The 23,885-nt window shown below is 66.6% G+C and carries 20 protein-coding genes and 1 tRNA gene; 9 read left to right on the forward strand and 12 right to left on the reverse strand.

The window, feature by feature from the left end:
• Positions 1 to 7 precede the first annotated feature (7 nt).
• Complete coding sequence (locus AAFL97_RS20665) at positions 8 to 1,105, forward strand: 2Fe-2S iron-sulfur cluster-binding protein (protein WP_341646529.1); 1,098 nt, start codon at positions 8 to 10, stop codon at positions 1,103 to 1,105.
• 166 nt (positions 1,106 to 1,271) lie between these two features.
• Positions 1,272 to 3,920 carry a bifunctional acetate--CoA ligase family protein/GNAT family N-acetyltransferase gene (locus tag AAFL97_RS20670; protein WP_341646530.1) on the forward strand — a complete coding sequence of 883 codons (2,649 nt, stop codon included), beginning with the start codon at positions 1,272 to 1,274 and terminating at the stop codon, positions 3,918 to 3,920.
• A 141-nt stretch (positions 3,921 to 4,061) separates the two neighbouring features.
• On the opposite strand, the gene AAFL97_RS20675 is transcribed toward AAFL97_RS20670, so the two are convergent.
• From AAFL97_RS20675 to AAFL97_RS20685, 3 genes are all read right to left on the reverse strand, one after another.
• The gene (locus tag AAFL97_RS20675) at positions 4,062 to 4,661 is read right to left on the reverse strand and encodes a nitroreductase family protein (RefSeq protein ID WP_341646531.1); all 600 of its coding nucleotides are present in this window, start codon (positions 4,659 to 4,661) and stop codon (positions 4,062 to 4,064) included.
• Between the two features lie 159 nt (positions 4,662 to 4,820).
• Positions 4,821 to 5,390: an acyloxyacyl hydrolase gene (locus AAFL97_RS20680; RefSeq protein WP_341646532.1), complete on the reverse strand. Its 570-nt coding sequence runs from the start codon at positions 5,388 to 5,390 to the stop codon at positions 4,821 to 4,823.
• 42 nt (positions 5,391 to 5,432) lie between these two features.
• The gene (locus tag AAFL97_RS20685; protein ID WP_341646533.1) at positions 5,433 to 7,184 is read right to left on the reverse strand and encodes a PHA/PHB synthase family protein; all 1,752 of its coding nucleotides are present in this window, start codon (positions 7,182 to 7,184) and stop codon (positions 5,433 to 5,435) included.
• A gap of 229 nt (positions 7,185 to 7,413) precedes the next feature.
• Between AAFL97_RS20685 and AAFL97_RS20690 the strand changes: the two genes are divergently transcribed.
• Positions 7,414 to 8,058: a TetR/AcrR family transcriptional regulator gene (locus AAFL97_RS20690; RefSeq protein ID WP_341646534.1), complete on the forward strand. Its 645-nt coding sequence runs from the start codon at positions 7,414 to 7,416 to the stop codon at positions 8,056 to 8,058.
• Positions 8,059 to 8,108: 50 nt separating this feature from the next.
• Here the strand turns inward: AAFL97_RS20690 and AAFL97_RS20695 are convergent.
• Positions 8,109 to 8,185, reverse strand: a tRNA-Arg gene (locus AAFL97_RS20695).
• 149 nt (positions 8,186 to 8,334) lie between these two features.
• Between AAFL97_RS20695 and AAFL97_RS20700 the strand changes: the two genes are divergently transcribed.
• Positions 8,335 to 8,775: a c-type cytochrome gene (locus tag AAFL97_RS20700; RefSeq protein ID WP_341646535.1), complete on the forward strand. Its 441-nt coding sequence runs from the start codon at positions 8,335 to 8,337 to the stop codon at positions 8,773 to 8,775.
• A gap of 91 nt (positions 8,776 to 8,866) precedes the next feature.
• Here AAFL97_RS20700 and AAFL97_RS20705 read toward each other — a convergent pair whose 3' ends face one another.
• Entirely contained in the window at positions 8,867 to 10,858 is a 1,992-nt protein-coding gene (locus tag AAFL97_RS20705) for a UvrD-helicase domain-containing protein (RefSeq protein WP_341646536.1), read from the reverse strand.
• Positions 10,859 to 11,034: 176 nt separating this feature from the next.
• Here AAFL97_RS20705 and AAFL97_RS20710 point away from each other — a divergent pair, with 176 nt between their 5' ends.
• The 3 genes from AAFL97_RS20710 (at position 11,035) to AAFL97_RS20720 (ending at position 16,244) form a co-directional block, all read left to right on the forward strand.
• The gene (locus AAFL97_RS20710; RefSeq protein ID WP_341646537.1) at positions 11,035 to 14,403 is read left to right on the forward strand and encodes a response regulator; all 3,369 of its coding nucleotides are present in this window, start codon (positions 11,035 to 11,037) and stop codon (positions 14,401 to 14,403) included.
• Positions 14,400 to 15,476, forward strand: a complete 1,077-nt coding sequence (locus AAFL97_RS20715) for an HD-GYP domain-containing protein (protein ID WP_341646538.1) — start codon at positions 14,400 to 14,402, stop codon at positions 15,474 to 15,476. The genes AAFL97_RS20710 and AAFL97_RS20715 overlap by 4 nt, the downstream gene beginning before the upstream one ends.
• A gap of 75 nt (positions 15,477 to 15,551) precedes the next feature.
• A complete protein-coding gene (locus AAFL97_RS20720; RefSeq protein WP_341646539.1) occupies positions 15,552 to 16,244 on the forward strand; it encodes a pentapeptide repeat-containing protein in 693 nt (230 codons plus the stop codon).
• Between the two features lie 14 nt (positions 16,245 to 16,258).
• Here AAFL97_RS20720 and AAFL97_RS20725 read toward each other — a convergent pair whose 3' ends face one another.
• Together AAFL97_RS20725 and AAFL97_RS20730 are read right to left on the reverse strand one after the other, a co-directional pair.
• The gene (locus tag AAFL97_RS20725) at positions 16,259 to 16,864 is read right to left on the reverse strand and encodes a chemotaxis protein CheB (protein ID WP_341646540.1); all 606 of its coding nucleotides are present in this window, start codon (positions 16,862 to 16,864) and stop codon (positions 16,259 to 16,261) included.
• Between the two features lie 13 nt (positions 16,865 to 16,877).
• Positions 16,878 to 17,735, reverse strand: a complete 858-nt coding sequence (locus AAFL97_RS20730) for a CheR family methyltransferase (RefSeq protein WP_341646541.1) — start codon at positions 17,733 to 17,735, stop codon at positions 16,878 to 16,880.
• Between the two features lie 26 nt (positions 17,736 to 17,761).
• On the opposite strand from AAFL97_RS20730, the gene AAFL97_RS20735 reads away from it, so the two are divergent.
• Both AAFL97_RS20735 and pncB read left to right on the forward strand, forming a co-directional pair.
• Positions 17,762 to 17,920, forward strand: a complete 159-nt coding sequence (locus tag AAFL97_RS20735; RefSeq protein ID WP_341646542.1) for a hypothetical protein — start codon at positions 17,762 to 17,764, stop codon at positions 17,918 to 17,920.
• 144 nt (positions 17,921 to 18,064) lie between these two features.
• Positions 18,065 to 19,291, forward strand: a complete 1,227-nt coding sequence (gene pncB, locus AAFL97_RS20740) for a nicotinate phosphoribosyltransferase (RefSeq protein ID WP_341646543.1) — start codon at positions 18,065 to 18,067, stop codon at positions 19,289 to 19,291.
• A 149-nt stretch (positions 19,292 to 19,440) separates the two neighbouring features.
• Here the strand turns inward: pncB and lipA are convergent, their stop codons facing one another.
• From lipA to AAFL97_RS20765, 5 genes are all read right to left on the reverse strand, one after another.
• Positions 19,441 to 20,388: a lipoyl synthase gene (gene lipA / locus AAFL97_RS20745; protein WP_068636735.1), complete on the reverse strand. Its 948-nt coding sequence runs from the start codon at positions 20,386 to 20,388 to the stop codon at positions 19,441 to 19,443.
• Positions 20,389 to 20,447: 59 nt separating this feature from the next.
• Positions 20,448 to 21,119, reverse strand: coding sequence for a lipoyl(octanoyl) transferase LipB (gene lipB, locus AAFL97_RS20750; protein WP_341646544.1), 672 nt, complete (start codon positions 21,117 to 21,119; stop codon positions 20,448 to 20,450).
• Positions 21,116 to 21,400, reverse strand: coding sequence for a YbeD family protein (locus AAFL97_RS20755; protein ID WP_341646545.1), 285 nt, complete (start codon positions 21,398 to 21,400; stop codon positions 21,116 to 21,118). Before AAFL97_RS20755 ends, lipB begins: the two co-directional genes overlap by 4 nt.
• An 11-nt stretch (positions 21,401 to 21,411) precedes the next feature.
• On the reverse strand, positions 21,412 to 22,539 hold the full coding sequence (locus tag AAFL97_RS20760; RefSeq protein ID WP_341646546.1) for a D-alanyl-D-alanine carboxypeptidase family protein: 1,128 nt from the start codon (positions 22,537 to 22,539) through the stop codon (positions 21,412 to 21,414).
• A gap of 132 nt (positions 22,540 to 22,671) precedes the next feature.
• Positions 22,672 to 23,871 carry a septal ring lytic transglycosylase RlpA family protein gene (locus AAFL97_RS20765; protein ID WP_341646547.1) on the reverse strand — a complete coding sequence of 400 codons (1,200 nt, stop codon included), beginning with the start codon at positions 23,869 to 23,871 and terminating at the stop codon, positions 22,672 to 22,674.
• Positions 23,872 to 23,885 lie beyond the last annotated feature (14 nt).

Raw genomic sequence — 23,885 nt, forward strand, 5'->3', positions numbered from 1 at the left:
AAACGCCATGTCAGCACTCCGTTTCCAAGAACTCGCCGTCAAGCGCGTGAGCCCCGAGGCCGCCGGCGCCGTGGCGATCACCTTCGACATCCCCGCCACCGAGCGCGAGCGCTTCAACTTCGAGCCGGGCCAGTTCCTGACCCTGCGCGCCACCATCGACGGCCAGGACGTGCGCCGCAACTACTCGATCAGCAGCCCGCGCAGCCGCCTCGCCAGCAACGGCGAGCTCGAGATCGGCATCCGCCCGGTCGAAGGCGGCCTGTTCTCGAACTGGGCCGCCCGCGCCATCAAGGCCGGCGACACGCTGCAGGTGATGCCGCCCGACGGCCGCTTCGTGATCAGGAAGAAGCGCGCCATCCACCGCGTCGGCTTCGCCGCCGGCTCGGGCATCACGCCCATCCTGTCGATCGCCGCGAGCACGCTCGAAGAACAGCCGGACTCCAAGTTCACGCTGATCTACGGCAACCGCCGCATGTCCACGGTGATGTTCAACGAGGCCCTGCAGGACCTCAAGGACCGCTACCGCGACCGCCTGACGATGATCCACGTGCTGTCGCGCCAGGCCCAGGAAGTCGACCTGCTGCAAGGCCGCATCGACGGCACCAAGGTGCGCGAGATCATCGCCGCGCTGCTGCCGGTGGGCAGCATGGACGAAGTCTTCATCTGCGGCCCCGACGCGATGATCAGCGACACCGAGAACGCGCTGGTCGACGCCGGCGTGCCCGCCGACCGCATCCGTACCGAGCGCTTCACCGCCAACCTGCCCCCCGGCGCCCACCCGGTCGGCGCCTCCAGCACCGCCGAAGCGGTGGCCACCGCGGCCAAGGACATCACGATGACCCTGGTGCTCGATGGCAAGGAGCACGAGATCGCCATCGGCCCGGACGAGCACCTGCTCGACGCCGCGCTCAACGCCGGCCTCGACCTGCCCTTCTCGTGCAAGGCCGGCGTCTGTTGCACCTGCCGCGCCAAGGTGCAGGACGGCGAAGTCGTCATGGACAAGAACTTCACCCTCGAAGCGGCCGAAGTCGCCCAGGGCTTCGTGCTGAGCTGCCAGGCCCGCGCCACCACCAAGCAGCTCAGGATCAGCTTCGACGAGCGCTGAGCGCCACCCGCGAGCAACCCTCTTCTTCCACTTTCCGCTGCGGCCGTTTCGACGGCCGCTTTTTTTGCGGATCGCGTCATCGCCTCGATAATCTGATACAAATCATTGGACATGGATTGTTTATTTGGTATCAAATCAACTTCACCCTCGCCTCGGGGCGCCGACCATGACCAGCCCGCACGCTCTCAGCACCGCCTTCGATCCGTCCTCGATCGCCATCATCGGCGCCTCGGCCACGCCGGGCTCGGTGGGCAACATCCTGTTCCGCAATCTTCTCGACGGCGGCTACCGCGGCACGCTGTACGCGATCAACCCGAAACATAAAAGCATCCAGGATCACCCCTGCCTGCCTTCGCTCGAAGACGTCGGCCGTCCGATCGACCTCGCCATCATCGCCACGCCGGCACGCATGCTGCACAACATCGTCGCGCAATGCGGACGCCACGGCGTGCGCAACGCCGTCATCGTCGGCGCCGCCGGCCACACGCTCGAACGCCGCATCATCGACAGCGCGCGCGAAACCGGGCTGCGCCTGCTCGGCCCCGGCAGCCTGGGCGTCGCCCGCCCGGGCAGCGGGCTCAACGCCGCGCTCACCCGCATCGCGGTCAAGCCCGGCGAGATCGCCCTGGTTTCGCAGTCCGGCGCGATGTGCTCGGTGATGCTCGACTGGGCGCTGACCAACGAGGTCGGCTTCTCGTCGGTGATCTCGCTCGGCGGCACCGTCGACATCGACTTCGGCGAAACCCTGGAATACCTGACCCATGACGCCAGCACGCGCTACATCCTGCTGTACGTGGACCGGGTGCACAACGCCCGCCATTTCATGAGCGCGCTGCGCTCGGCGGCGCGGGTCAAGCCGATCATCGTGCTCAAGCCCGGCCGCCACGGCGACGCGCCGGATGGCCTGCGCGCGGCACCGGCCGACCTGGTGTTCGATGCCGCCATGCGCCGTGCCGGCGTGGTCCGCGTGCAGAACATCGACCAGCTCTTCTTCGCCACCAAGGCGCTGTCCTGCGGCTTCCAGCCACGCGAGGACAGCCTGGCCATCGTCTCCAACGGCAGCGGCCCGGCCGACCTCGCCGCCGACCGCGCGCGGGATCTGGGCACCGAACTGGTTTGCCTCGGCTCGCCGACCATCGCCGCGCTCGAGCGCCTGGGCGGGCGCGAACGCCGCAGCCACAATCCGCTGGACCTCGGCGGCAATGCCGGGCCGCTGCTGTATCGCGACGCCATCCTCGCGCTGGCCGAGGATGCCGCGGTGTCCAACCTGCTGGTGATCCTGTCGCCGCATGCGCTGGTCGAGCCGGTCGAGGTCGCGCAGGAGATCATCGAGCTCGCCGCCCAGCTGCGGCTCAAGCTGTGCTGCTGCTGGATGGGCGGCGGCCAGGTGGCCGAAGCGCGGGCGCTGCTCGCGCAGGCCGGCATCCCGGTGTTCAGTTCGCCGGAAGCGGCGATCGAGCTGTTCCACGACATCTCGCGCTTCCACCGCAGCCAGGCACTGCTGCTGCAGACCGCCGGCGGTGCCGCCGGCAGCGCCCAACCGCGCAGCGGCGGCGCCCGCATGCTGATCGAAGCCTTGCTCAACCAGCGCCGCCACACCTTGTCGGCGATGGAGTCGAAAGCGCTGCTGCGCAGCTTCGGCATCGCGGTCACGCCCAGCACGGTCGCGCGCGACGCCACCGAGGCCTTGTTCGTCGCCGAGCAGACCGGCTTCCCGGTAGCGATGAAAATCGAGGCCGCCGACATCGCCAGCAAGGCCGACGCCGGCGGCGTGCGGCTGAACCTCAACACTGCCGAATCGGTGTGGAACGCCTATCACGACATCGTCGACACCATCCGCCAGCGCCACCCCGGCGCACGCATCGACGGCGTCTCGATCGAGCCCTACCTGTATCGCCCGCAGGCGCGCGAATTCAGCATCCGCGTCGACCGCGACGCCACCTTCGGCCCGGTCATCAGCCTGGGACCGCAGAACGCCTCGGCACTGCGCAACTTCGCCCTGCCGCCGCTGAATGCGGTGCTTGCGCGCGACCTCATCGACTCGGCGATACCGGCCGGAGCGCAGGGGCCTCGGGGCACGGCCTGCGTGCTCAAGCGCAGCGCGATCGAGGCGGTGCTGGTATCGGTATCCGATCTCGTCTGCGAGCTGCCCTGGGTGCGCGAGCTGGAAATCGGCCCGCTGATCGTCGATGCCGACGGCGCCATCGCCGCCGATGCCCGCATCGCCATCGACCAGGGCCTGCCCGCCGGCAGCGACCGCTACGCCCACATGGCGATCCACCCCTATCCGCTGCACCTGGTGCAGGACTGGCAGATCGGCGACGGCCGCAGCATCCGCACCCGCCCGGTCCGCCCCGAGGATGCCGGACTGCTGCTCGCCTTCTTCGACACGCTCAGCGCCGAGACCCGCTTCCTGCGCTTCATGGAGCCGATCGAGGTGCTGAGCCCGGCGATGGTCGCGCGCTTCACCCAGATCGACTACGACCGCGAGATGGCGCTGATCGCCACCACCATCGACGACAGCGGCGCGGAACAGATGATCGGCAGCGCCCGCTACGTGCTCGCCGCCGACGGCGAATCGGTCGAATTCGCCCTGGAGGTCGGCGACGGCTGGCAGCGCCACGGCCTGGGCCGCCGCCTGATGGGCGCACTCATCGAAGTCGCCCGCGCCCGGCGCTACCGCGCCATCTTCGGCGACGTGCTGGGCAACAACGCCAGGATGCTGCGGCTGATGCACAGCCTCGGCTTCCTGGTCCAGCCCCACCCGGAAGAGAACACCCTCAGGCGGGTGGTCAAGCTGCTGCACGGCAAGTGAAACTTGCCCGGCACCAGGATTCAGAATCGCCAGGCAAAGCGCAGGCGGACGAGGTTCTCCCCCGGCTGGGGGCTCCCGATTTCCGCATCGAAATCGCCGGCACTGCCCGCGTAGTAGGTGCCCGGGCAGCACCCATGCGCATCAGCGGAAGGTCCTGAATCGCACCTCGTCCGCGATGAAGGTCTTCTCTGAAAACGGCTTGAGACTCGAGCCGAACGGCATCTGCGCGCGCAGCTTCCACGATGCGGGGAGCTTCCACTCCTTCGCCACCGCTTCGTCGATGACCGGGTTGTAGTGCTGCAGGCTCGCGCCGATACCGGCCTCGGCCAGCGCGGTCCACACCGCGAACTGCGCCATGCCGGCCGAATGCTCGGCGAAGATCGGGAAATTGTCGGCATACAGCGGAAATTTCTGCTGCAGCTCCGCGATCACGTCCTGGTCCTCGAAGAACAGCACCGTGCCGGCGCCCGCGGCAAAAGCGCTCATCTTGGCATCCGTCGAGGCGAACGCATCCGCCGGCACGAGCGGGCGCAGCGTCTCCCGCGTCAGGTTCCACAGCTTCTCATGCGCCGCGCCGAACAGGATCACGGCGCGCGAGCTTTGCGAATTGAAGGACGAAGGCGCCAGGCGGATCGCTTGCTGGATCAGCGCTTCGACTTCGGCTTCGGAGATGGGCAGCGCCTTGCCGATGGCGTACTGCGTGCGGCGTTTGGCGTAAATGGCAATCGCGTCGTTGGTCATGAAGTTCCACTCGTGTTGTGATCATTCGCAGGCACCCGCAGCATCGGCTCCGCGGACATGCGGCTGCAAAGCGGAAATGCTCGGGTAAATCGCTGAAAGAATCAAACGGCGTTCTGGTGATCGATGCCCGCGGCCCGGTCCATTGCCGCGGAAGCGCCGTCAGAACGAATAGGCGAAGCGCACCCGGAGAACCTCCTCCCCCGGGTTGGGTTTCTTGATGCCGGCATTGGAGATGTGCTGGGCACGCAGCGACACCTCACAGGCCTGCTTCGGCCCGAAGCGGTAGCCCACGCCGAGGACCTGCGTGAACTGCAGCGCGGTACTGAAACGTTCCGTGCCGGCGGTGTACAGACGATCGAAGACGCTGACGCCGACGCCCACATCGACGAACAGCGGTGCATTCGGCCCGCCGAGCGGATGGCGCCACACGCCCATGCCGGTCAACTGGGTGAATGAATGGTGGCCACCGTGTTCGCGCTGCGTCCGCCAGTGGCTCACGGACAGATCCCAATGCAGGGCCAGGGGACCGGCCGTGCGCGGCACCGACGGGAACAGGCGGGAAGGAATCAGCACCCCCAAGGAGGCCGTGCTTGCCGACTCTCCCTCCATCGTGGCACCGCCGTCGATGTACAGGCGGTAACCGGAAGCCGATGAATCCTGCGCGACGGCCGGGTTCGGGGACAAGGCCACCGCCGCCGCGACGAACGCCATGTACATGCTGCGATTCATGCTGGTTTTCTCCAGGCTGCAACGACATCCGCCGGAGCAATGTCACTTTCCCTTCACATATTCGCCCGGTGCATCGCCAAGCACCCGGTAGCGCCGGCCTGACGCACCCATTTGCGGCGGCTCGACCGGCGCGCCCGAGCGCTGGCGCAGCCATTCGCTCCACGCCGGCCACCAGGAGCCCTGCTGCACCGGCACCGTGGCCTGCCACTCGTCCGGCGCGATGTAGCCACCTCCCGCCGGACGGGTGTGCAACTGGTACTGGCGCCGCGGCCGGCCGGGCTCGCTGACGATGCCCGCGTTGTGGCCGCCGGTGGTCAGCACGAAGGTGATCTCCGCCGGCGACAGGTAGTGCAGCTTGTAGACCGAACGCCAGGGCGCCACGTGATCGGCGACCGTGCCGACGCTGAACACCGGCAGCCGGATGTCGCCCACCGACACCGGCCGTCCTGCCACCGGCTGGCGGCCTTCACTCAGATCGTCGTTGAGGAAGAGCCGGCGCAGATACTGGGCGTGCATCTTCGCCGGCATGCGGGTTGCATCGGCATTCCAGGCCATCAGATCGTTCATCGGCCGGCGTTCGCCAAGCAGGTATTCGCCCACCAGGCGCGACCACAGCAGATCGTAGGAGCGCAGCATCATGAAGGCGCCGCCCATCTGCTCGGCGAACAGGTAGCCGGTATCGGCCATCTGAGCTTCCAGCAGGGCGATCTGGCTCTCGTCGATGAACAGGGCCAGCTCGCCGGGCTCGCTGAAATCGGTCTGCGCGGTGAACAGGCTGAGCGAAGCCAGCCGCTCATCGCCGTCCCGGACCATCGCCGCCGCAGCCATGGCCAGCAAGGTGCCGCCCAGGCAGTAGCCGGTGGCGTGGACCTTGCTCCCCGGCACGATGGCGGTCACCGCATCCAGCGCAGCACGGAAGCCGAGTTCCAGGTAATCGTCCATCCCCAGGTCGCGGTCATCGGCATCCGGGTTCTTCCACGAGATGCAGAACACCGTGTAGCCCTGCTCCACCAGATAACGGACCAGTGAATTGTGCGGGGACAGGTCGAGGATGTAGTACTTCATGATCCAGGCCGGCACGATCAGGATCGGCTCGGGATGCACCTTGCCGGTCGTCGGCGCGTACTGGATCAACTCGATCAGCCGGTTCCTGAACACCACCTTGCCCGGCGTGACGGCGACGTCGCGCCCGACGACGAACTGCTCGGTCCCTGGCTGCGGCTGGCTCTGCCGGCAGCGCGTGACGTCGTCATGAAAATAGTCGAACCCACGCAGCAGGTTGACGCCGCGCTCATCCCACGTCCGCTTCAACACCACCGGATTGGCAAAAGGCAGGTTGCCCGGCGAGAACATGTCCAGCCACTGGCGCGCAGCAAAGGCAACGACATGCTCGTGATGCCGATCGACGCCCCATACACCGTGCGTGGCCTCATCCCACCAGCGCTCCTGCATCAGGAAAGCGTCACGCAGCATGTTGAACGGCCAGCATTCCCAGGCGGGATCCCTGAAGCGCCGGTCGTCGGCCTGCGCTGTGTCTGCCGCTTCCGCATTCTTGCCGAAACCTGCCGGGCGCTCGAGCGGCCTGATCTGCATCTGCGCCGCCTGCTCGAACGCCAGCCGCGTCAACTCCAGGCATTTTCCCGGACTGGCGGCCAAGTGCGTCGCCCAGTCCATCCAGGCAAGCAGCAGCGAGTGTTGCGAAATCGACGACCATGCATGTGACAAGGCGGCATGCACGCTGGCATCCAGCGCCTTCCACGACGGAATCGTATTATCGACCTTGACCTCAGGCATTTCCGGGCTCCTTTCCTTGATCCCTCGCCCTGCGAGGACGAGCGTTCAGTCGCTGTTCGATGCTAGCACAAACAACCGACCGTTCGTTTTTTTGAATTACTTGCTCACATCTCCCCACTTTCCCGACCGGATTTGCGATCCGGCCCTGCATGCCCCCGCCACGTGGCGAGCGACTACAATTCCCTTCTTACCGATACGCTTTTGCTGAAATCCGGCAACAGGAGCCCCTTTGACCTCCGGCACCCGCCAGAAAACCGAAACCCAACGACGGCGCTACCTGCCGTCGGTCGAGCGCAAGCGGGAAATCCTGGACGCCGCGCTCATCGAGTTCTCCAGCCACGGCTATGCCGCCGCCACGATCGAACGCATTGCCGCTCGCGCAGGCCTGTCCAAAGCCGGCATCTATGCCCATTACAAGAGCAAGGACGAAGTTTTCGAGGATCTGCTGGAAACGGCGCTGACGCCGTCCCTGAAGGACGACGGCATGCTGCCGGCAGCGGCGGGAGCAGCGCTGCCGGAAGTCGTGGCGTCCTACGTGGATCAGATGTATGACAGGCTCGACGAACCGATCGTGATGGCAACCTTCCAGTTGCTCATCACCGAAAGCAGGCGCACCCCGGAGCTGATCCGGCGCTGGTACGACAGGATGCTGGAACCACGGCGAATCAGGGACCAGGCCGCAGTGGATGAATACGTCGGCAACGGCATCATGCGGCACAGCGCATTGACCGAGCATTTCATGCTGTCGGCCGCACCACTCGTGATGTGGATCGTGATGCGCATGCTGTACCAGGACAACGATCTTCCGCTGTCCCTGGAACAGGTTCGCGAGGTGCACAAGCAGTTGCTGCTGGATGCCCTGCAGCCGAGGTAGGTGGACAGCAAAAAGCCGCCGACTTCGCGAGGAAATCAACGGCTTCAATGTGGCGCGCCCGAGACGATTCGAACGTCCGACCCCTGCCTTCGGAGGGCAGTACTCTATCCAGCTGAGCTACGGGCGCGGGGGCTTGCGCGGATCGGTACCCGCACAAGGGTCGCAAGCATAGCCGTGTTTGTCCGCGAAGTCCATGCCGCGCTGCCACAATGGTTTTTACATGGCTATAATCCGTGCTTTCGCCTTGCGCCATAACACAAGTCAAAGGACCCGAGCATGTCGAACCATCGCGCTCTCACCCGCTTCGCAATGCCTGTCGTCATGATCGCAGCCGCCGGGCTGGCCGGCTGTGGCAATCAAAGTTCGGTCGACCCGGAACTGACCGCCACCTTGATCCAGCCGGTCGCCCGCGTGGAGATCCAGGCGGTGAAGATCGCGCCGGGTTCCCGCACTGGCGAGCAGATCTACAAGGCGACCTGTGCTGCGTGCCACGAAGCCGGCCTGGTCGGCGCGCCGAAGACCGGTGACGCAGCGGGCTGGGGTCCCCGCCTGGCGCTGGGCCACGACGGCCTGACCGCTTCGGCCATCGCCGGCAAGGGCGCGATGCCCCCGCGCGGCGGCGGCAGCGACCTGACCGACACCGAAGTGAGCCGGGCAGTGGCCTTCCTGGCCAACAGCGCCGGCGCGAGCTACACCGAACCCCCGGTCGAGGAGTGAATCCCGCCTGCGCCGCCCGCCGGGCGGCAGCTCCCGCAAAGGCAGCTTCGGCTGCCTTTTCCATTTCTACCGTGGGCCGCACTGCCCGCCATCAATCCTTCGCCCGCGATTCGAACATCGCCCGCAGGTTCGCCAGCCGCGCCTTGCCTTCTTCCTTCGACACCGGCGCCGCGGTCCTGCGGTCATTGACGCGGACATCGTCGCCCATCTCGGCGATGAAGCGGCTCGGCTCGCAGGGGCGGAATTCACGTCCGGACTTGCGCCGCTCGCACCAGGTGATGTTGAGGCTGCGCTGGGCGCGGGTGATGCCGACGTACATCAGCCTGCGCTCCTCCTCGATCTTGTCCTCGTCGATGCTGCTCTGGTGCGGCAGCAGGCCTTCCTCGACGCCGATCAGGAACACGTGCGGGAACTCCAGCCCCTTGGAGGCGTGCAGCGTGGCCAGCTGCACGCCGTCGAAATCCGGGTCTTCCTTGTCGAGCATGGACATCAGCGCGATGGCCTGGGTCAGCTCGATCAGGTTCTTGCCGTCCTCCTCGCCCTTTCTGCCCAGCCAGCCGACGAAGTCGCGCACGTTGCTCCATTTCGACTCCGCCTCGCGCGTGTCGCAATGCTCGAACAGCCAGGCTTCGTAGCCGATGGCACCGAGCAGATCTTCCAGCAGCTGCGCAGCAGGCTCGCGTGGCGCGCGGTATTGCAGGCGGTTGATGAAGCCGGTGAAACCCTGCAGACCGGCAAGCTGCTTGGCGTTCAGGTGCTCGGTCAGTCCTTCCTCATGCACCGCGGCGAACAGGCTGACGTGGCGCTGGCCGGCATAGGCGCCGAGCGCTTCCAGCGTGGCCGCGCCGACGCCGCGGCGCGGCGTGGTGATGGCGCGGATGAAGGCGAGGTCGTCGTCCTCGTTGACCATCAATCGCAGGTAGGCGATCAGGTCGCGGATCTCGGCCTTGTCGAAGAAGCTCTGCCCGCCCGACATCACGTAGGGAATGCGCTGGTTGCGCAGCTGTTGCTCGATGATGCGGGCCTGGTGGTTGCCGCGGTACAGGATGGCGTAGTCCTTGAACTGGGTGCGATTCTCGAACTTGTGCGCCGACAGCTTGGTCGCCACCCATTCGGCCTCGTGCTCGGCGTCGCGGCAGTTGGTGACGACGATCTGCTCGCCGATGCCGTGCTCGGACCACAGGCGCTTCTCGAACAGCTTCTCGTTGTGGGCGATGACGGTATTGGCGGCTTCGAGGATGCGGCGCGAGGAGCGGTAGTTCTGTTCGAGCTTGATGACCTTCAGCTTCGGATAGTCCTGCTGCAGCAGGCGCAGGTTCTCGACGTCGGCGCCGCGCCAGGCGTAGATGGCCTGGTCGTCGTCGCCCACCGCGGTGAAGGCGCCGCGCACGCCCGACAACAGGCGCAGCAGCCGGTACTGGGCACGGTTGGTGTCCTGGTATTCATCCACCAGCAGGTAGCGCAGCCGGTTCTGCCAGCGTTCGCGCACTTCGGGGTGTTCGTCGAACAGGCGCACCGGCAGCGAGATCAGGTCGTCGAAATCCACCGCCTGGTAGGCACGCAGCGTGCGTTCGTACTCCTTGTACAGCTTCGCCGCGACCGAGGCGATCTCGTTGTCGGCAAGCTGCGCCGCCTCCTCGGGGGTGATCATCGCGTTCTTCCACGACGAGATCTGCCACTGCATCTGCTTGGCGATGCCCTTGTCGTTGTCGCCGGCGACGTCGGCGACGATCTGCACCGTGTCGGACGCATCGAGGATGGAGAACTGCGGCTTCAGGCCGCAATGCACGGCTTCCTGGCGGATGATGCGCACGCCCAGGGCATGGAAGGTGCACACGGTCAGGCCCTTCGGCGCCCGCCCGCCCATCAGATGGGCGACGCGTTCCTGCATTTCCTTCGCCGCCTTGTTGGTGAAGGTGATCGCCGCGATGTTGCCCGGGTTCAAGCCGCATTCGTCGATCAGGTGGGCGATCTTGTGGGTGATCACCCGCGTCTTGCCGCTGCCCGCGCCCGCCAGCACCAGGCAGGGGCCATCGAGATAGCGGATTGCTTCGCGCTGCGGCGCGTTGAGGAGGGCGGACATCGATTCGGCGAGGGCACGGCGGCCGGCCATTCTAGCCGAACGGGCAGCGGATGCCGCCCCGCCGGAGCACCGAAACCGGGCCGGGTATGGCAAGCAGAATGCCAGCATACTAAACTCCCCACATTGGGCATTCGTCCGCGAACGGGCCTCATTGCGAAGCGGCCGGAAACATGCGCATGCCCGAAGCCTGCAACACCTGGGCGAACACCGGGATGGCCGCAGCCCTGCAATACTTTGTCATGGACCAGAACGCCACATTGAAACCCATACGCGATCGCTCGAGATTCACCGGAGGACTGGCCGTTCTGCTGACGGCGGCGGTATCGAGCGTGCTGCTGGGTTTCCTGCTTGCGCACGGGCAGTACGGCGTACCCGCTTCGGCCGCCCTGGTCCTGGCCGGCATGGCCGCAGTCGCGGCGCTGATGCAGGTTTTCCATCGCCGCGCCGCCTGCAGGGCCGGTACCGGGCATGCACGACTCGGCCCTGCCGAAACCTGGTACCGCCAGATCATCGAGTTTTCGCCGGACGGCATGCTCATCGTCGATGCCGGCGGCACCATCGTCATCGCCAACCCGAAGGCGCACGAGCTGTTCGGTTATCCGGCCGGCAGCCTGGTCGGCCTCGACGTGGACGAACTCGTGCCTGCAGACGTCCGCCCGCGGCATGCCGCCATGCGTGCGCGCTTCAACAACTGTGCCGACGGCCACCTCCATCTCGGCAAGGCCCCGGGCAGCTTCCGCGCAGCCCGGCGCGACGGCAGTGAGTTTCCCGTCGAACTCGGCCTCACCCATTTGCCCGACCAGGGTGGCGGGCCGGCCTGTACCTGCGTCACGGTGCGCGACGTCACCCAGCACAAGACCTACGAGCAGACCATTGCCGACCAGCTCACCTTCCAGCGCGTGCTGCTCAACACCCTGCCGCATCCGATGTTCTTCAAGGACGGCGAAGGCCGCTACCTCGGCTTCAACCAGGCTTTCCTCGATGCCTTCGGCATCGAACGGGAAACGCTGCTGGGCAAGAGCGTGCTGCAGTTCATGCAGGTACCTGCCGAGGACCGCCTGATCTACCACGAAGCCAACGAGCGCGTGCTGCGCGAGGGCGGCACCTTCACCGCCGAAATGCGCCTGCCCTACGCCGACGGCAAGGTGCATGACGTGCTCTACAGCCTGAGCGGCCACCGCGGCAGCGACGGCAAGACCGCCGGCCTGGTGGGCGCGCTGATCGACATCAGCGCGCAGAAGCAGGCCGAACAGGCCCAGATGGAAGCCAAGCTGATGGCGGAGGAAGCGACACGGCTCAAGTCCGGTTTCCTCGCCAACATGAGCCACGAGATCCGCACGCCGATGAACGTCATCATGGGCATGGCGCACCTCGCCCTCGACAGCCCGCTGAGTCCGCGCCAGCGCAACTACCTCGAGAAAATCCATGCGGCCTCGGCAACCCTGCTCGGCATCATCAACGACATCCTCGACTTCTCGAAGATCGAGGCGGGCAAGCTGCAGTTCGAGGAGATCGACTTCTTCCTCGACGACGTGCTCGCCAATCTTGCCGACCTCGGCACCGCCAGAGCACAGGAGCGCGGCCTGGAGCTGCTGTTCGACATCGGCGTCGACGTGCCGACCAGCCTGCGCGGCGACCCGCTGCGGCTCGGCCAGGTGCTCAACAACCTGCTTAGCAATGCACTCAAGTTCACCACGCAGGGCGAGATCACCATCACCATCCGCCGGGAACGGACCCTGGACGACAGCGTCTGGCTCCGCTTCGCCGTCCGCGACACCGGCATCGGCATCGACGAGGAACAGCGCCAGCGCCTGTTCGAGGCCTTCACCCAGGCCGATTCATCCACCTCGCGCAAGTATGGCGGCACCGGCCTGGGGCTGGTGATCTGCAAGCGTCTGGTGGAGCTGATGGGCGGCGAGCTCGGCGTCGACTCCGAACCGGGCATCGGCAGCACCTTCCATTTCCGCGCTCCGTTCCGGCTGCAGAACCGGCAACGCAGGCTCGAGATCGGCAGCAGGGACATCCTCGGCATGCGCGCGCTGATCGTGGACGACAACCCCAATGCGCGGGACATCCTGCGAGGCATGCTCCATGCGCTGAAATTCGATGCCGACACCGCTGCCGACGCCGCCGGTGCAATCGCGATGCTCGAAAACGCCTGCGCCGCGGGCCGGCCCTACCGGCTGGTGCTGATGGACTGGATGATGCCCGGCACCAGCGGCATCGAAGCCATCCGCCAGATCCGCGCCCACCCCGGCATCGACGAAACGCCCTGTTGCGTCATGGTGACTGCATTCAGCCGGGACGAACTGCACGAACGCCTCGGTGATCTGCCGGTCGCCGGCCTGCTGGAGAAGCCCGTCACCCCCTCCACGCTGCTAGACGGCATTCTCGCCGCCTTCGGCGCAGCAGACACGCGCCGGCCGCGCAAGAAGGTGATGCAGGCCGACTTTATCGAAGCCCAGCGCGCACTCCGCGGCGCCCGTCTGCTGCTGGTCGAGGACAACACGGTGAACCAGGAGATGAGCATCGACATCCTCGGCCGCGGCGGCATCCATGTGGACGTCGCCGACAACGGCGCGGAGGCGCTGGTACTGATCGCCCGCAGCCGCTACGACGGCGTGCTGATGGACTGCCAGATGCCGGTCATGGACGGCTTCGAGGCCACGCGCCGCATCCGCGCAATGGAAGGCTGTGCCCGGCTGCCGATCATCGCGATGACGGCCAACGCCATGAGCGGCGACCGCGAACGCTGCCTGGCCGCAGGGATGAACGATCACATCTCCAAGCCGATCGACGTGCAGCAGCTCTTCATCCGCCTGCACCGCTGGATCGAGCCCCGCGCCCGCCGGCAGGCCCTGCCGGACGAAACACCCGGACCCCGCAGCGACGCCATCACGCTGCCCGCCATTCCCGGCCTGCAGCTCGACACCGCGCTGCAGCGCCTCGGCGGCGACGCCGAACTGCTGCACACCCTGCTGCACCGCTTCTGCGACACCCAGTCCGACGCCCCGGCACGGATTTCGCAAGCACTTGCCGCAGGCGACAGGGACACCGCCGTGCGCATCGCCCATACGCTGAAAGGCCTCGCCGGCAACATCGGCGCGGAAACCCTCGCCGCCCGTGCCGCCGACATCGACAACCGCCTGCGCAACGGCCAGGACGCCGAGGCCGCACTGCACGGACTGGCCGGCGCGCTCGCCACGCTGGGCAGCGACATCCGGGAAGCGCTCGCCCGCCGCGCGCCCGCCGACACCGCCACCGATGCGACAGCCGCCGCGACGCCTGCCTGGCTCGAGGCGCTCCGGGCCGGCCTGCAGCAACTGGAACACCTGCTGCGCACGGACGACGGCGAGAGCGGCCGCCACCTCGATTCCCTCGCCGCCGCGCTCGACAGGCTGGAGCAGCCGGACCCGGTCGAACGGCTCCGCGAACTCGTTGCCCTGTACCGCTTCGACGAGGCGCTCGACTGCCTCGGCACCCTGCGCCAGGCCTGCCCGGCCCTCGCCGACCCGCCCCTCACGCCCGAAAAAACCCAGCCATGAGCGAAGCCCCCCAGCGAAGCACTCTTCTCCTGGTCGATGACGTACCGGACAACATCGACATCCTCGGGCGCATTCTCTCGCCGCACTATCGCACCCGTGTCGCACTCGGCGGCGAACGGGCGCTGAAGATCGCCACCGCGCCGCCGCACCCGGATCTGATCCTGCTCGACGTCCGGATGCCGGACATCGACGGCCACGAAGTATGCCAGCGCCTGAAGGCGCGCCCGGAAACCCGCGACATCCCGGTGATCTTCGTCACCGCGCTGAACGAAACCGAAGACGAAGCCCACGGCCTCGCGCTCGGTGCCGTCGACTACATCACCAAACCCGTCAGCCCCGCCATCGTGCTGGCCCGCGTCCGTACCCACCTCGCGCTCTACGACCAGAACCGCGAGCTCGCCCGCCAGGTCCGCGCGCACACGCTCGACCTGCTCAACACCCGCCAGCAGATCATCCACCGGCTCGGCCGCGCGGCCGAATTCCGCGACGGCGAAACCGGCAACCACATCATCCGCATGAGCCACTACTGCCGCCTGATCGGCGAGGCGGCCGGACTGGACGAAAAAGTCGTGCAGACGCTGTACCACGCCTCGCCGATGCACGACATCGGCAAGATCGGCATCCGCGACACCGTGCTGCTCAAGAACGGACCGCTGAACGAGGAGGAGTGGGCCATGATGATGCGCCACCCGGAAATCGGCGCGGAAATCATCGGCACGCACAGCGACGAACTGCTGTCTGCCGCGCGCGAGATCGCCCTCTGCCACCATGAGCACTGGGACGGCTCCGGCTACCCTCGGGGCCTGGCCGGCGAGGAAATACCGCTGCTGGCCCGCATCGCCACGATCGCCGACGTCTTCGACGCCCTGCTGACCGGCCGCTCCTACAAGCCGACGTGGAGCATCGAGGATGCCGTGGCCTACATCGAAGCGGGCGCGGGTTCGCGCTTCGATCCCGGCCTGATCGAACCTTTTCGCCGTGCCCTGCCTCGAATGATCCGGATTCGCGAACGCTTCGCCGACTCCCACGGCAAGCTGGACGACACCGAAGCCGGCCCGCGCATTCCCATCTGAGCGCAACAGCGGGAGTGACAGCCGGCGCTTGCTCACCGACAATCCACTCGCACCATGCTCCCGCGGAACCTTTAGATGAAATTGCTCGCAACAGCCTCGCACCTGAGCCGGCCGCACCTCAGCCGGCCACACCTGCATGCGCCCCTCGTCTGCCTCTTCGCCATCGCCCTGCTGGCGCAGTCCTTCGCCGCCCAGGCCCAGCGCTCCGGCAGCGTCGGCGGCTGCGACATCCGCCGCGGCACCTTGTGCACCAATGCCAATCTGAACGGCGCCCAGCTTGCCGGCGTCAATCTGGCCAATTCGCAATTCACCCGCTCCGATCTGTCGGGTGCGGACCTCAGCGGCGCAACGCTGAGCGAGGCGAATTTCTCCAGCACCGACGTGACCGGCACCAACTTCAATGGCGCCTCGATGGCGCGCATCAACCTGCGCAACGCGCGGGCCGTCAACGCCACGCTGGTCGAAGCCGACCTGCGCAACGCCGTGCTGCAGAATGCGGTGCTGACCGAGGCCGATCTCAGCGGCGCCACGCTGGCGAACGCCGACCTGACCAACGCCCGGCTCGAAGGCGCGAAGCTGGACAAGGCCGATCTGCAGCGCGCCAACCTGCGTGCCGCCAAGCTCAAGGGCGCCTCGCTGGTCGGCGCCAATCTGCAGGGCGCGATCCTGACCCGCGCGGTGCTGGCCGACGCCGATCTCAGCGGCGCCAATCTCGATCAGGCGATCTTCCTCAACGCCCAAACCGACGGCTGCATCGGCTGCCCCTGAAAACTTCCCTGCCCTCAGCGTACCGTCTGGCGCAGCTCGCCGACGATGCGCGCAGAGATCGCGCGCAGATCCAGCACTTCGCAGGCCGCGCCGATTTCCGCCGCTTCGCGCGGCATGCCATACACCACGCACGAAGCCTCGTCCTGCGCGATGGTGAAGGCCCCCGCACGGCGCATCTCGAGCAGGCCGGCGGCGCCATCCTTGCCCATGCCGGTCAGCAGCACGCCGACCGCATTGCGTCCCGCCACCCGGGCGACCGCCTGGAACAGCACATCCACCGAAGGCCGATGGCGGTTGACCGGCGCACTCCCCGACACATCGGCCAGGTAATGGCCGCCGCTGCGGACGATCGCAAGATGGGAGTGCCCCGGCGCCACATAGGCGTGGCCCGGCAGGATGCGCTCGCCATGCACCGCCTCCCTGACCACCAGGGCGCAGGTCCGGTCGAGGCGCTCGGCAAAGGAACGGGTGAAGCGTTCGGGCATGTGCTGGGTGATGACGATGCCCGGCAACCCGGTCGGCAACCCGGCCAGCACCTCGCGGATGGCCTCGGTGCCGCCGGTCGACGCACCGATGGCGATCAGTCTGTCGTTGAATGCCAGCGGCTGGCGCGAAGCCATCGCGGCACCCGCCTCAGGCCGGCCGGAGGACAGGCGCATAAGTGGTACGCCCGAGGCTGCGGAACAGATCGGCATGATTCTGCAGGCTCTCCGAATGGCCGCATATCAGCAATCCCTCAGGGCGCAGCAGCGGACGAAAACGCTCGATGATGCGGCGCTGGGTGCTCTTGTCGAAGTAGATCATCACATTGCGGCAGAAGATGGCATCGAACTGGCCGCGCAGCCCCCAGTCGGCATCGAGCAGGTTGATCCGCTTGAAGTCGATGCGGGTGGACAGTTCGGGGCGCACCTGCAGCATACCTTGCCCTGCCGGCTGGAAGAAGCGGCGCAGGCGATCGGGCGCAAGCTCGCGCACCCGCGCTTCGGCATAGACGCCGAGCCTTGCGGTTTCCAGCACCTGGGTATCCACGTCCGAGGCGACGATCTCGACACGCGTCGCAGGCAGCGCCTCGGCCAGCGTGATCGCGATCGAGTACGGCTCCTCGCCGGTCGAGGACGCCGCGCACCATACCCGGTAGGCCCCCGCGCCGGCACGGCTGCGGGCATGCTCGGCGAGCATCGGGAAATGATGCGGTTCGCGGAAGAAGGAAGTCAGGTTGGTCGTCAGCGCATTGATGAAGGCCTGGCGCTCCCGCCCGCGGTCGGCTTCGACCAGGTCGAGATACTCCTCGAAGCTCTTGAGCCCTTTCGCCCGCAGGCAGCGCACCAGCCGGCCGTACATCATGTCCTGCTTCATGTCGGACATCGAGATGCCCGCCAGCCGGTGGATCAGCTTGCGCGCACGCTCGAACTCCCGCACGGAGAACGAAAACTCCCGCATCGACTGGACCTGGCCGGTCCTGACGCCGACCTCGCTCGAAAACATCTTCATCTGCCCTCACAGCCTGCACCGCGCACATGCGCGGCAACACGCCGATTGTCGACGTTCTGCCGCGCACCGCCTGTGAGTTCTTCCCTGTTCACGACGTTTTTCATGCCGGCGGGGCATGCCGGCGTCCTTCAGCGGCATTGCCGGAACATGAAATTGCCGGGCGTCCGGCCAATGATCGCCGATGAAACCACTCACCTTCACACCGATAGCCGCTGGAGGCGTCGGCATCGGTGAAAGACGGCGAGGCACATCGTTTCCCGGTGTCCTGGGGTGCTCGTCCGGTTTTGCTGCTAAGTTTCCACCCTGATCCCAAGCTACTGGAAAACACCATGAAGCGCCCAGTCATCACCAGCCTGCTCGAAACCGATCTGTACAAGTTCACGATGTGGCAGACCATGCTGCACCGGAATCCGGCGAATCAGGCCGAGTACCGGTTCGTGTGCCGCAACAAGCCCGCTTTTCCGCTCGCCGAACTGGCAGACGAAGTGAATGCAGAGCTCGACGAACTGTGCGCGCTGCGCTTCCAGGCGGATGAACTGGCATACCTGCGCAGCCTGAGGTTCATCAAATCCGATTTCGTCGATTTCCTCTCGGTGTTCCAGCTGCAGCGCCGCTTCATCGAAGTCGGCACCAAGGGAGACCAGCTCACCGTCATTGCACGTGGTCCTCAGGTGCATGTGACGCCTTTCGAGATTTATGTGCTGGCCATCATCAATGAGCTGTACTTCCGCCGTCTCGGTGACGGCGAAGCCTGCCTTGCCGAAGCGCGGTTGCGGCTGCAGGCCAAGATCGAGCAGGGTTCTGGGTTTCTGAGCACGGCCCAGGGCCATGCCAGGCATCCGTACGAGATCTCGGATTTCGGCCTGCGCCGCCGCTATTCGGGTGCGTGGCAGCGTGAAGTGGTCGAGACGCTGAAACGGGAACTGCCCCTGCATTTCAAGGGTACTTCGAACGTCCTGCTGGCCAAGGACCTGCAGCTGACGCCGATGGGCACGATGGCGCATGAATACCTGCAGTCCTACCAGGCTTCAGGCGTGCAGCTGCGCAAATTCCAGCAGGCGGCGCTGGAGGACTGGGTGCAGGAATATCGTGGCGACCTGGGTATCGCGCTGACCGACGTCGTCGGCATGGACGCCTTCCTCGCCGACTTCGATCTCTACTTCGCCAAGCTGTTCGATGGCTTGCGCCACGACTCGGGCGATCCGGCGGAGTGGGGCGAAAAGGCGCTCGCGCATTACGAGAAGCTACGCATCGATCCGCATACCAAGCGCTTCGTCTTCAGCGATGGCCTCACTTTCCCGCAAACCTTCGAGCTTTACAAGAAGTTCGCCGAGCGCACCCAGGTCGCATTCGGCATCGGCACTAACCTGACCAACGATACCGGCAAGACACCCCTGAACATCGTCATGAAGCTGGTCACCTGCAACGGCATGCCGGTGGCCAAGCTGTCGGATTCGCCGGGAAAGACGCTGTGCGACGATGAAGTGTTTCTTTCCTACCTGCGCCAGGTTTTCGATTACACGGGTGTCGCGAGCACAGGCTCGCAAGGTGGATAAGGAAGATCCGAAGGGCGGACAGAGCCTCAGGCGAAACCCACCCTATCGAAAGAATCCCGGCAACGAATAGATTTGCCTATGGCCAGGCGTGGCGGGTTTCGCTGCGCGCCACCCGCCCTACCTCAGTTGGCCTGGCATTGCGTGGCCTCTCAGACCACGCCTGCGCCGTGCGCCTGCTGATCTGCCCAGTAACTCGACCTGACCATCGGGCCGCAGGCGGCGTTGCGGAAGCCCATCTTCAGCGCTTCGGTCTCGAACATCTTGAAGGTGTCCGGGTGCACGTAGCGCAGCACCGGCAGGTGGCCGCCGGAGGGCTGCAGGTACTGGCCGATGGTCAGCATGTCGACGTCGTGGGCGCGCATGTCGCGCATGACTTCGAGGATTTCCTCGTCGGTCTCGCCGAGGCCGACCATCAGGCCGGACTTGGTCAGCACGTCCGGGTGGCGGGCCTTGAACTGGCGCAGCAGTTCGAGCGAATAGGCGTAGTCGGAACCCGGGCGGGCCTGCTTGTACAGCCGCGGCACGGTCTCGAGGTTGTGGTTCATGACGTCGGGCGGCGCTTGGTCGAAGATGTCGAGGGCGACTTCCATGCGGCCGCGGAAGTCGGGCACCAGCACTTCGATGGTCGTCGCCGGCGAGGCGCTGCGGGTCTCGCGGATGCATTCGACGAAGTGCTGGGCACCGCCGTCGCGCAGGTCGTCACGGTCCACCGAGGTGATCACGACGTACTTCAGCCGCATCGCGGCGATGGTCTTGGCGAGGTCGCGCGGCTCGTCGGCGTTCAGCGGCTCGGGGCGGCCGTGGCCGACGTCACAGAAGGGACAGCGGCGGGTGCAGATGTCGCCCATGATCATGAAGGTGGCGGTGCCCTTGCCGAAACATTCGTGGATGTTCGGGCAGGACGCTTCTTCGCACACGGTGTGCAGCTTGTGCTCGCGCAGCGTGGCCTTGATCTCGTTGAAGCGTTCGGCTTCCTGGCCGGCACCGAGGCGGATGCGGATCCAGTCGGGCTTCTGCAGGCGCTCGGCGGGAACGATCTTGATCGGGATGCGCGCCGTCTTCGCGGCGCCGCGCTGCTTGCGGGCGGGGGTTTCCACCGAATTTTCCATGTTGTCCGCTCTCTGTGTGGTGTGGCGCTCTGGGTAGATGAGCGCGATTATGGCCCCGCCGGCGCCTCTTGCGCAGCCTGTGCAGGCTGATTATCTACATCAGGCCGCACTTCGATCGGCAGCAGCAGGCGCTGCAGGTGGGCCAGCAGGCGCTCGCCGACGGCTTCGACGCTGTCGGCCACGCCGAAATCCTTCATGCGGATGGTCTTGAGGCCCTCGTAGCCGCAGGGGTTGATCCAGCCGAAGGGCGTCAGGTCGGCATCGACGTTGATCGCCAGGCCGTGGTAGCTGCAGCCATTCCTGACCCGCAGGCCGAGCGCGGCGATCTTGGCGCCGGCGATGTAGACGCCGGGTGCGCCGTCCTTGCGCTCGGCGGCGAGGCCGTATTCGGCCAGGGTATCGATGATCGCCTGCTCCATCAGATGGACCAGTTCGCGTACCTTCAGCCGGCGCCGCGGCAGGTCGATCAGCAGGTAGGCGACGAGCTGGCCGGGGCCGTGGTAGGTGATCTGGCCACCGCGGTCGATCTGCACCAGCGGAATGCCGGCCGGGTTGCACAGCAGGTGCTCGGCCTTGCCGGCCTGCCCCAGGGTGTAGACCGGCGGATGCTGCAGCAGCCAGATCTCGTCCGCCGTGCCGTCGGTACGTCCGGCGGTGAACACGCGCATCGCTTCCAGCGCCGGCGCGTAGTCCACCAGGCCGAGGCGCTTGACGATCACAGCACCACCTTGACCAGCGGGTGCGAAGTCAGCTCGCGATACAGCGCATCGACCTGCTGCTGCGAGGTGGCGCGGAAGGTGCAGGTCACCGCCAGGTAGTTGCCCTTGCTCGACGGCCGCATCTCGGCGCCGGCGGGCTCGAAGTCCGGCGCGTGGCGCAGCACCACTTCGATCACCGCCTGGGCGAAGCCGTCCACCCGCGCGCCCATGGCCTTGATCGGGAAGTCACAGGGGTATTCGATCAGGGTCTGGCGCGGCTGCGCGCCGCTGCGTTCGCTCATGGCGTATTCGCTCAGAGGTTCTTGAAGAACAGCACGATCGCATCCCACAGGCGGCCGAAGAAGCCTGCCACCGGCACGTCCTTGAGCGCGACCACCGGATACTCGCCCAGCGGCTTGCCGTCGACGCTCAGCTTCAGCGTGCCGACCGGCTGGCCCTTCTCCAGCGGCGCGATCAGCGGCTGGCGGCTCTCCAGCGACACGGCGACGTTCTGCGCCGCCTCCTTGGGCAGCGACATGACGAAATCGCGGGTGAAGCCGACCGCCACTTCGTTGTCCTCGCCCTTCCAGACGCGGAACTGCGACAGCGCCTCGTCGGCCGAGTAGAGCTTGACCGTGTCGTAGAACTGGAAGCCGAAGTTCAGCAGCTTCAGCGACTCCTGCGCCCGCACGGTGTCGGAGGCGGCGCCGAGCACGACCGAGATCAGGCGGCGGGTTCCGCGCTGCGCAGTCGACACCAGGCAGTAGCCGGCGGTGCTGGTGTGGCCGGTCTTCATGCCGTCGACGGTGGCGTCCATGTACAGCAGGCGGTTGCGATTGGGCTGCTTGATGCCGTTGTAGGTGAACTCCTTCAGCGAGTACAGGCTGTAGAACTCGGGGAAGTCGCGCACGATCGCGCTCGCCAGCAAGGCCAGGTCGCGCGCCGTGGTGTAGAGCTGCGGGTCGGGCAGGCCGGTGGAGTTGGTGAAGTTGGTATTGGTCATGCCCAGGCGCTGGGCTTCGCGGTTCATCAGCGCGGCAAAGGCTTCCTCGCTGCCGGCGATCGCCTCGGACAGCGCCACGCAGGCGTCGTTGCCCGACTGCACGATCACGCCGCGGATCAGTTCATCGACGGTCACCGGCTTGTTCGGCTCGATGAACATGCGCGAGCCTTCCATGCGCCAGGCCTTGGTCGACACCGGTACCACCTGGTCCGGCGTCAGCGTGCCCGCCTTCAGTGCGCTGAAAGTCAGGTAGGCCGTCATCAGCTTGGTCAGCGAAGCCGGCTCGATGCGGGTGTCGGCATCCTTGTCGACGAGCACCTGCCCGGTGGCATGGTCGACCAGCACCCAGGTATTGGCGGCCAGCGCCGGCGGCGGCACGGACTGCGCCAGCGCGGCAAAGGAAAACAGTGAAATCAGGACGGCAAGGACGAAACGCATGAGGGAACCCGGAAAAAAGAGGGAAAAAGCTGGCGGGAACGCCGGATTATAAGTGCCACCCCGGCTGCGGGCCAAAGGCGAAAGGCCTTGTTTCAACCCGCTGCGGCAGCGCAGCGGCCGTTCAGCGCACGATCACGAATGGCTTGAGCTTGAGCGCCCCCCCATCCGCTCCGCCGCCGCCCGCGCGGCATCGACCGTGTCGTAGGGGCCGGCGTGCAGGCGGAAACGCTCGCCATCGGCGAACAGTTCGAGGCGCTCCGCATGTTCGCCGACTTCGTCCGCGACCGAGGCCTTGAAGTCTTCGGCGTTGGCGCGCGAGGAGAAGGCGCCGAGCTGCAGGAAGATGCCGGCGCTGGCCGAGGCGATGTGCGGCACCAGGCCGTCACCCGCTTCCATTGCGGCAGGAGCCGCAGCACCGGCTACCGCTGTACTGACCTCCGCAGTATCGACTGCCGCAGCTACCACACGTGCGGCGGCGCTCTGCCCTGCGGCTGCAGCAGCGCTGGCCCCCGCGCCCGACGGCGCCAGCGGCGGCAGCATGCGCGGCGCGGCGTCCACCACCTCGGCAGGGGCCTGTGCAGGCGCCGGTGGCGGCGCGGCTTCGGCGACCTGCTGGGCCTGGCGGCCGCGTATCGGCGGCACCGGCCTCGCCGCCGCGACCAGCGGCAGTTCGTCCGGCAGGATCTGCTCGACTTCGACTTCCGCGCTGCCGGCGTTGATGTAGCCCAGCTTGTGGGCCGCGGTATAGGACAGGTCGATGATGCGGCCCTTGTGGAAAGGGCCGCGGTCGTTGATCCGTACCACCACCGAGCGCCCGCTGGCCAGGTGCGTGACGCGCACGTAGCTCGGAATCGGCAGCGTCGGATGCGCGGCGGTCATCGCATACATGTCGTAGGGTTCGCCGCTGGACGTGGGATTGCCATGGAAGCGGCGGCCGTACCAGCTCGCCCGCCCGCGCTCGCGGTGAGGCTTGAGTTCGGTGGCCGGCACGTAGCCCTTGCCGAAGACGTTGTAGGGCCGGTTGGCGAAGCGGTGCAGCGGCTCGAGGCGGGGCTCGGCGTCGGGAATGGCGTCGAGGTTGTCGGGCGGCACCTCGTCCGGGCCGTCGTCCTTGTAATAGCCGCCGCCCCGGCCGGCGGGCTTCGCCGCACTCGCCGCAGGCGGCTCGGCCGCGGCGCTGCCTTCATCGCGTTTCGGCGCGGAACCGCAGGCCGACAGCAGCACGACGGCGAATGCCAGCACGGCCGCGCCGGCCAGCCCGCGGCAGCGCGATCGTCGCATGGCCGGGGTGCTGACGCTTCCGGCATCGGCCTGGGCAGGATCGGATTTCATCGGCGCTCCTCGGT

Origin of the sequence: Thauera sp. SDU_THAU2, from assembly GCF_038260575.1 — a bacterium.
GTDB lineage: Bacteria > Pseudomonadota > Gammaproteobacteria > Burkholderiales > Rhodocyclaceae > Thauera.

What these genes read in the sequence shown, in the direction of transcription:
- AAFL97_RS20665 (WP_341646529.1), top strand. Translation starts at nt 8, where the DNA reads ATGTCAGCACTCCGTTTCCAAGAACTCGCCGTCAAGCGCGTGAGCCCC.
- AAFL97_RS20670 (WP_341646530.1), top strand. Translation starts at nt 1,272, where the DNA reads ATGACCAGCCCGCACGCTCTCAGCACCGCCTTCGATCCGTCCTCGATC.
- AAFL97_RS20675 (WP_341646531.1), bottom strand. Translation starts at nt 4,661, where the DNA reads ATGACCAACGACGCGATTGCCATTTACGCCAAACGCCGCACGCAGTAC.
- AAFL97_RS20680 (WP_341646532.1), bottom strand. Translation starts at nt 5,390, where the DNA reads ATGAATCGCAGCATGTACATGGCGTTCGTCGCGGCGGCGGTGGCCTTG.
- AAFL97_RS20685 (WP_341646533.1), bottom strand. Translation starts at nt 7,184, where the DNA reads ATGCCTGAGGTCAAGGTCGATAATACGATTCCGTCGTGGAAGGCGCTG.
- AAFL97_RS20700 (WP_341646535.1), top strand. Translation starts at nt 8,335, where the DNA reads ATGTCGAACCATCGCGCTCTCACCCGCTTCGCAATGCCTGTCGTCATG.
- AAFL97_RS20705 (WP_341646536.1), bottom strand. Translation starts at nt 10,858, where the DNA reads ATGTCCGCCCTCCTCAACGCGCCGCAGCGCGAAGCAATCCGCTATCTC.
- AAFL97_RS20710 (WP_341646537.1), top strand. Translation starts at nt 11,035, where the DNA reads ATGCCCGAAGCCTGCAACACCTGGGCGAACACCGGGATGGCCGCAGCC.
- AAFL97_RS20715 (WP_341646538.1), top strand. Translation starts at nt 14,400, where the DNA reads ATGAGCGAAGCCCCCCAGCGAAGCACTCTTCTCCTGGTCGATGACGTA.
- AAFL97_RS20720 (WP_341646539.1), top strand. Translation starts at nt 15,552, where the DNA reads ATGAAATTGCTCGCAACAGCCTCGCACCTGAGCCGGCCGCACCTCAGC.
- AAFL97_RS20725 (WP_341646540.1), bottom strand. Translation starts at nt 16,864, where the DNA reads ATGGCTTCGCGCCAGCCGCTGGCATTCAACGACAGACTGATCGCCATC.
- AAFL97_RS20730 (WP_341646541.1), bottom strand. Translation starts at nt 17,735, where the DNA reads ATGAAGATGTTTTCGAGCGAGGTCGGCGTCAGGACCGGCCAGGTCCAG.
- AAFL97_RS20735 (WP_341646542.1), top strand. Translation starts at nt 17,762, where the DNA reads ATGCGCGGCAACACGCCGATTGTCGACGTTCTGCCGCGCACCGCCTGT.
- pncB (WP_341646543.1), top strand. Translation starts at nt 18,065, where the DNA reads ATGAAGCGCCCAGTCATCACCAGCCTGCTCGAAACCGATCTGTACAAG.
- AAFL97_RS20755 (WP_341646545.1), bottom strand. Translation starts at nt 21,400, where the DNA reads ATGAGCGAACGCAGCGGCGCGCAGCCGCGCCAGACCCTGATCGAATAC.
- AAFL97_RS20760 (WP_341646546.1), bottom strand. Translation starts at nt 22,539, where the DNA reads ATGCGTTTCGTCCTTGCCGTCCTGATTTCACTGTTTTCCTTTGCCGCG.
- AAFL97_RS20765 (WP_341646547.1), bottom strand. Translation starts at nt 23,871, where the DNA reads ATGAAATCCGATCCTGCCCAGGCCGATGCCGGAAGCGTCAGCACCCCG.